Annotated in this window: 5 protein-coding genes; 4 read left to right on the plus strand and 1 reads right to left on the minus strand. The window is 74.5% G+C overall.

Annotated elements, in window-relative coordinates:
• Positions 1-16: 16 nt before the first annotated feature.
• Positions 17-3,508: an AAA family ATPase gene (locus tag ACFU97_RS44005; RefSeq protein ID WP_384268419.1), complete on the minus strand. Its 3,492-nt coding sequence runs from the start codon at positions 3,506-3,508 to the stop codon at positions 17-19.
• A gap of 185 nt (positions 3,509-3,693) precedes the next feature.
• Between ACFU97_RS44005 and ACFU97_RS44010 the strand changes: the two genes are divergently transcribed.
• The 4 genes from ACFU97_RS44010 to ACFU97_RS44025 all read left to right on the plus strand — a co-directional run.
• The gene (locus ACFU97_RS44010; protein WP_384268420.1) at positions 3,694-4,371 is read left to right on the plus strand and encodes a spermidine synthase; all 678 of its coding nucleotides are present in this window, start codon (positions 3,694-3,696) and stop codon (positions 4,369-4,371) included.
• A 133-nt stretch (positions 4,372-4,504) separates the two neighbouring features.
• Complete coding sequence (locus ACFU97_RS44015) at positions 4,505-5,242, plus strand: response regulator transcription factor (RefSeq protein ID WP_384268422.1); 738 nt, start codon at positions 4,505-4,507, stop codon at positions 5,240-5,242.
• Positions 5,239-6,345: an ATP-binding protein gene (locus tag ACFU97_RS44020; protein ID WP_384268425.1), complete on the plus strand. Its 1,107-nt coding sequence runs from the start codon at positions 5,239-5,241 to the stop codon at positions 6,343-6,345. Before ACFU97_RS44015 ends, ACFU97_RS44020 begins: the two co-directional genes overlap by 4 nt.
• A gap of 291 nt (positions 6,346-6,636) precedes the next feature.
• The coding region (locus tag ACFU97_RS44025; RefSeq protein WP_384268427.1) for a hypothetical protein at positions 6,637-6,795 on the plus strand (159 nt) is incomplete at its 3' end.

The following is a 6,795-nucleotide window of genomic DNA, read 5'->3' on the forward strand; positions in this document are numbered from 1 at the left end:
GATGTGAGGCGCGCCCTCACAGCCGCCACCCGGGCGGCTGCTCGGGCGCGTAGACGCAGAGGGTGCCGGTGCGCAGGGCCGTGATGAGGTGGCGGCCGAGTTCGGGGTGGACGTCGCTGATGCGCCGCACCGCGGCCCGGATGCGGGCGGTGACGGCGGTACGGGCGCGTTCGGCGGGCGAGCCGGTGCGGCGTACGCGGCCCCCGATGCCGTACGCGGCCGCGAGCTGCCCGACGAGCGCGTCCCGCTCCACGGCGATCCGCTCCGAACGCCCGGCGTCCCCGGCCTCGTCCGCGTCCCCGGCCTCCTCCTCCAGCTCCCGCAGCCTGCGCCGGTAGGCGGCCCGGGCGGTGGCGTCGACGACCTCCCCGGTGTCGCCCTGGGGACGCAGCTCCCCGGCGTCCTGCCCGCGGGCGTCCGGTGCCGCCAGTTCCACGGCGGGGACCGGTGTGCCGGGGCGGGCGAGCAGGACGGCGATGTCGTGCAGGCCCTTGCTGTCCGGGAGGCGTACGTCGCGGCCGGCGTAGCGGAGCCGCCAGAGGGGGCCTTCGCGGCGGAAGAGAGGGGAGGCGTCGGCGCGCGCCGCTCCCGCCCTCACCCCCGCATGTGTCGTCCGCGCCATCCCTGCCGTCTCGGCCATCTCGGTGGTCTCGGCCGTCTCGGCCGCGATGCGCTCCGTCAGCGCCACCGCGCCCGCCGCTTCGGTGGCCCGTATCGCCCGCTTCCGGTGCTCGCGGGCTCGGTCCGTGTCCCCGACGGCGGCCGCGAGCAGGGCGAGATGGCGGTCGACCGGGCCGCGTACCGCCGCGCCGATGCCTTCCACCGCGAACAGGCCGGCGTACGGGGCCAGCAGGTCGTAGAGGAAGGAGGCGCTGGGGTGGGAGCCCAAGGCGGCCACCGTCTCCGCGGCCTGCGCCACCATGGGGAGCCATTCGCTGTCGCGGGGCGCCTCGCCGAGACGGGGTGCGACGGCCGAGAGGCGGCGGGCGGCCTCCTCTGGGCGGCCGAACTGCGCCGCGACGAGGGCGAGCGTGACGCGGGGCCACAGCATCGGGGACCGCTCCAGGTCGGAGGCGGCGGCGCGGATCCGTTCCAGTCCGCCGCTGTCGCCGCTGTCGGCGTACAGGCACCAGCGCTGGGTGACGGCGAGCAGGCCCGCGTTGCCGCTGCCGGCCCTGCGGCCCAGCTCCTCCACCTCGTCGAGCGCGGCCGCGCAGTCGTCGTAGCGGCCCTCCATCAATGCGCGCGTGCCCCGCCACAGCGGCACGTACCAGGCGTAGAGGGGGCGCCTGAGCGGGCGCACGCACGTCTCGTACGCCGCCACCTCCGCGTCGGCCTCGGCGAACGTGCCCGTCTCCATCAGCGCGACCAGCCGCAGCCGCCGGCCGAGCAGTTCGAGCACCGGGTCGCGCAGGTCGCGGGCCGACGCCACGATCTGCCCGGTCCAGGCGAGCCGGTCGCGGCAGTGGTCGGGTCCGGGCCGCGCGTCGCACAGCGCGGCCAGCGCGGGGCCGAGGCTCGCGGGGTCGCCGGTCTCGCGGGCGGTGCGGACGGCCTCCTCGGCGAGCGCGATGCGGTGCTTCTCCGGTTCCACGAGCCCGGCCGCGAGCGACAGCCGCGCGGTGACGGCGGCGCGCAGGGCGGCGTACCGGGGCTCGGCGGCGAGCGCGGTGCGCGCCTCGGTCAGCAGGTCGAGCTGCTCACGGTCCTCCAGATCGACCTCGAAGCCCACGGCCCCGGTCCCCAGCCCCAGCGCCGCCCGCGCCAGCAGGTCCGCCCTTCCCGCCTCCCGGGCCATCCGGGCGGCCCTGAGCCACGCGTCCCGCGCGCCCTCCCGCTCCCCGGCCCCGAGCCGCGCGGCCCCGAGCCCGAGCAGGGCCTCGACGATCCCGGCGCGCACGATGACGGGAGCGGATGCCCTTGCCTCCGTGCTGCCCGTCTCCCCGCCGCCCCGGCTGCCCGTCTCCCAGTCGTCCCGGCTTCCCGCCCCCAGACCTCCTCCGCTCCCCGCCTTCCCCCCTCCCCGGCCTCCTACCGCCCGTCCGCCTCCACTACCCACCTCCTCACCGCACCCGCTCCCCGCTCCCCGGCCCGCCCCGCCGTCCTCGCTCCCCGTCCCCTCGCTACCCCCGCCACCCGCCTCGCCGCTCCCCTGAACCCCACCGCGCGATGCCCCGGTCCGCCTCGCCCCGTCCTCCCCGCCTTGCCGCGCCCCGTCCCCCTCCACCCCCACCGCCGACCACGCCCCCACCGCACGCTCGTACCACCGCGCCGCGTCCTCGAAGGCGTACAGGCCCTCCGCTCGGGCCGCCGCCTCGCGGGCGTACTGCGCGGCCTCGTGGGCGTGTTCGGGGCCGGAGAGCAGGAGGTGGTGGGCGACCTCCGCGGGAGAGGTGTCGCGGCCGCGGCGGGCGTAGCCGGCCAGGACCTGGGCGGCGGCCGCATGCAGCGCGGTGCGTTCGGCGGGCGCGAGGGTGTCGTGGACCGCGTCGCGGAGCAGGTCGTGCCGGAAGGCCCCGCGGTCTGCCCCGGCCTCGGCCAGCAGCCCGGCCCCCGCGGCCTCCCCGAGCAGCGCGCGCACCTCGCCCAGCGGCACCTCCGCGGTCTCGGCGAGCACGTCGAGCCGGAAGCGGGTGCCGAGGACGGCGGCCACGTCCAGCACGCGCGCGGCCCGCGGGTCGAGGCCGTCCAGCCGCTCGCGTACGGCGTCCCGGACGGCGACCGAGGACCGGCCGGAGCCGTCCCACCGGCCGCCGCGCAGCAGCTCGGTGACGAAGAACGCGTCACCGCCGGTCCGCCGTACCAGCGAACTCAGTACGTCCGGCGCGGGCGCCGCTCCCGTCGCCGCCTCCACCAGTGCCGCGACGTCCCGCTCGGGCAGCGGCCCGACGGGCAGCGACCGGCCGCGGCGCAGCAGCTGCGCACGGGCCCAGCCGCGGACGTCGCCCGTGCCGTGGCGCCAGGCCGCGTCGTCGTCGCGGGCCGTCGCCAGGAGCAGGACCCCGCAGGAGCGTGCCGCGTCCGCGGTCTCCAGCAGCAGCCGCAGCGAGGACGCGTCGGCGGCGTGCACGTCGTCCAGCACGAGGAGCAGCGGCCCGCGCCGGGCGGCGGTGGCCAGCACCTCGGCCACGTCGCCCGCCAGCCGCACCCGTGCCGTCTCCGGGTCGGCTCCGCGGGGCACGCCCGGCGCCGACCCGGCCACCAGGGCCCGTAGCGGAGGCGAGGCGGTCACCAGCCGCCCGCAGCGCACGTCCTCGGCGACCAGCTCCCGCAGCAGCCGCGACCACGGGCGGAAGGCGCGGCCCGCGGTCTGCGGCGGGCACCACGTCCACCGGGTGCGGAATCCGTCCGCGTGTGCGGCGGCCTCCTCGGCGGTACGGGTCTTGCCCGCGCCGGCGGGCCCGGTGAGCGTCACGAGGCCGCCCCGCCCGGACGCGGCGCGTTCCAGGGCGGCCCGCAGCTCGCCCAGCACGTCCTCGCGTCCCACGAACGGGTAATTCGCGGTCATGGCAGCCACCACGCACTTCTCGCCGGCCTTGCGGGCCTCCCGCTGCTTCGAGCGTAGGCACGGGCGGCGGCCCGCGCGAGACGCACCGCGCGCCGCACCCCGCGTCCGCCCTTCAGCGGGGTCCGGGTCCCGGCCCTCCCGGAAATCCCCCTGGCCGCACCCCCCGGTTCGGGCAGGATGGGGCCATGACCGCCACCTACGACACCCCTGTGGTCCTGGATCGTCGCGAGGGCCCGTACGGCGAGGTCGTGTTGCGCCGGCACGGCGCGTTGCTGCAGATCATCGCCAACGGCTGCTTCCTGATGGACACCTCGGACGGCCGCTCGGAGCGGCTGCTCGTCGACGCCGCGCGCGACGCGCTGGGCCCCCGCCCGCTGCCTCACGTGCTGATCGGCGGGCTCGGGGTGGGGTTCTCGCTCGCACACGCGGCGGCCGACCCGTACTGGGGGGCGATCACGGTCGTGGAACGCGAGCGCGCCATCGTCGGCTGGCATCAGGACGGACCCCTCGCCGCTCTGTCGGCACAGGCCCTCGCCGACCGGCGCACGGAGATCGTCGAGGCGGATCTGATCACGTACGTGAATGAGACATCCGCCACGTACGACGCTCTCTGCCTGGACATCGACAACGGCCCCGGCTGGACCGTCACCGAGGGCAACGAGGGCCTCTACTCGCCGGACGGACTCACAAGCTGCGCAAGGGTGTTGAAGCCGGGCGGCATATTGGCGGTGTGGTCGGCCAAGCCCTCTCCGGATTTCGAAGAAACCTTGTGGAATGCCGGGTTCCAGCGGGTGCGTACCGAAGAGATCCCGGTTGCCCGGGGCGTTCCGGACGTCGTCCACATCGCCGTCCGACCTGGATAGCCGCGAGACGGTGACTCCCCGTACTCTGCTTCTCTGACGCGGATCATTCAAGCGTCAATCGCAAGCATGCGCAGGCAAAGCCAGTCAGAAGGAATGACCCCACGCATTCCGGAAAGCAACTCAGGGGCGGGCGATGGAGCAGACCCACACATCCCACAACGGCACGACGGCGACGCCGGGCGCACAGCGCCGGGTGCTGGTGGTCGAGGACGACCCGACCATCGTCGAAGCCATCGCGACCCGCCTGCGCGCCGAGGGCTTCCTCGTGCAGACCGCGGGCGACGGCCCGGCCGCCGTCGACACCGCCGAGGCCTGGCAGCCCGACCTGCTGATCCTCGACATCATGCTGCCCGGCTTCGACGGCCTGGAGGTCTGCCGCCGCGTGCAGGCCGCCCGTCCGGTGCCGGTGCTGATGCTCACCGCGCGCGACGACGAGACCGACATGCTGGTCGGCCTCGGGGTCGGCGCCGACGACTACATGACCAAGCCGTTCTCCATGCGGGAGCTGGCCGCGCGCGTGCACGTGCTGCTGCGCCGGGTGGAGCGCGCCGCGCTGGCGGCCGCGACCCCCAGGAGCGGCATCCTGCGGCTCGGCGAGCTGGAGATCGACCACGCGCAGCGCCGGGTGCGTGTGCACTCGGAGGACGTACACCTGACGCCCACCGAGTTCGACCTGCTGGTGTGCCTGGCGAACACCCCGCGCGCGGTGCTCTCGCGTGAGCAGCTGCTGGCCGAGGTGTGGGACTGGGCGGACGCCTCCGGCACCCGCACCGTCGACAGCCACATCAAGGCACTGCGCCGGAAGATCGGCGCCGAGCGGATCCGCACCGTGCACGGTGTGGGCTACGCACTGGAGACCCCGACGCCATGAGCGGCGGTCCAGCCGCACGGAGAAGCCCCGGGGAGCCCTGGGGCGGCCTGCGCCCGTTCTCGATCAAGACGAAGCTGGGCGCACTGGTCGTCATCGCGGTCCTCATCACCACCGGGCTGATGATGATCGCGATGCGCACGGCGACGGAGCTGCGCTTCATCACCGTCTTCTCGATGATCGCCACGCTGCTCATCACGCAGTTCGTGGCCCACTCGCTCACCGCGCCGCTGGACGACATGAACGCCGTCGCCCACGCCATCTCGCACGGCGACTACACCCGCCGGGTGCGCGAGAACCGCCGCGACGAACTGGGTGACCTGGCGCAGACCATCAACCGCATGGCCGACGACCTGGAGGCCCAGGAACGGCAGCGCAAGGAGCTGGTGGCGAACGTCTCGCACGAGCTGCGCACCCCCATCGCGGGGCTCAGGGCGGTCCTGGAGAACATCGTGGACGGCGTCTCGCCCGCCGACCCCGAGACGATGCGCACCGCGCTCAAGCAGACCGAGCGGCTCGGCCGGCTGGTCGAGACGCTGCTGGACCTCTCCCGGCTGGACAACGGCGTCGTACCGCTGCGCCGCCGCCGCTTCGAGGTGTGGCCCTACCTGTCGGGCGTGCTGAAGGAGGCCAACATGGCCGTGCCCGCGCGCGCGGGCATCGCCTCCGGCTCGGGCACCCACACGCGTACGGACGTCCATCTGCACCTCGACGTCTCCCCGCCGGAGCTGACCGCGCACGCGGACCCCGAGCGGATCCACCAGGTAGTGGCGAATCTCATCGACAACGCGGTCAAGCACAGCCCGCCGCACGGCCGGGTGACCGTGCGGGCGCGGCGCGGCCCGCAGTCCGAGTCGCTGGAGCTGGAGGTGCTCGACGAGGGCCCCGGCATTCCGCGCTCGGAGTGGCACCGCGTCTTCGAGCGCTTCAACCGCGGCAGTGCGGGCGCCTCGAACGGACAGGGCGGCGACGGCGGCACGGGTCTCGGCCTGGCGATCGCCCGCTGGGCCGTCGACCTGCACGGTGGCGGGATCGGCGTGGCCGAATCGGAGCGTGGCTGCCGGATCCGCGTCACCCTTCCGGGAGAGACATCCGTCCAAAGTTGACGTAAGGTCCGAATCGCAGCCCCAAGATCCACGAGCGTCCGCACTGACGGACACGTGTGATCAGGCACACGCCCGCAGGCCTGGCGTGACGGGCCTACTGAGGCGTTTCCCGTCCCCCGCATTTCGAAGCGGAACCCCGCTTGTTTCCCGCCATTTCCAGGCCCGAAACACAGTTTCCGGTGTGACTTACACGACGATGAACCTGCCCGGCCTGACCTTCGGGGTCCGGGGGGCGTAGCCTTTATTCCCGCTGTCCATCACCTTGTGAAGCGGAAGAGGGCGGTTGCCGCCGTGTCGCCACAGTCCCCCAGTAACTCGAGCATCTCGACCGACGCCGACCAAGCGGGCAAGAACCCCGCGGCCGCGTTCGGTCCCAACGAGTGGCTCGTCGACGAGATCTATCAGCAGTACCTCCAGGACCCGAATTCGGTAGACCGAGCCTGGTGGGAC

It is taken from the genome of Streptomyces sp. NPDC057616 (assembly GCF_042800575.1).
Classification (GTDB): domain Bacteria; phylum Actinomycetota; class Actinomycetes; order Streptomycetales; family Streptomycetaceae; genus Streptomyces.

Excerpts from the sequence above, each read along its gene's own strand:
- ACFU97_RS44005 (WP_384268419.1), bottom strand. The coding sequence starts at position 3,508 with ATGACCGCGAATTACCCGTTCGTGGGACGCGAGGACGTGCTGGGCGAG.
- ACFU97_RS44010 (WP_384268420.1), top strand. The coding sequence starts at position 3,694 with ATGACCGCCACCTACGACACCCCTGTGGTCCTGGATCGTCGCGAGGGC.
- ACFU97_RS44015 (WP_384268422.1), top strand. The coding sequence starts at position 4,505 with ATGGAGCAGACCCACACATCCCACAACGGCACGACGGCGACGCCGGGC.
- ACFU97_RS44020 (WP_384268425.1), top strand. The coding sequence starts at position 5,239 with ATGAGCGGCGGTCCAGCCGCACGGAGAAGCCCCGGGGAGCCCTGGGGC.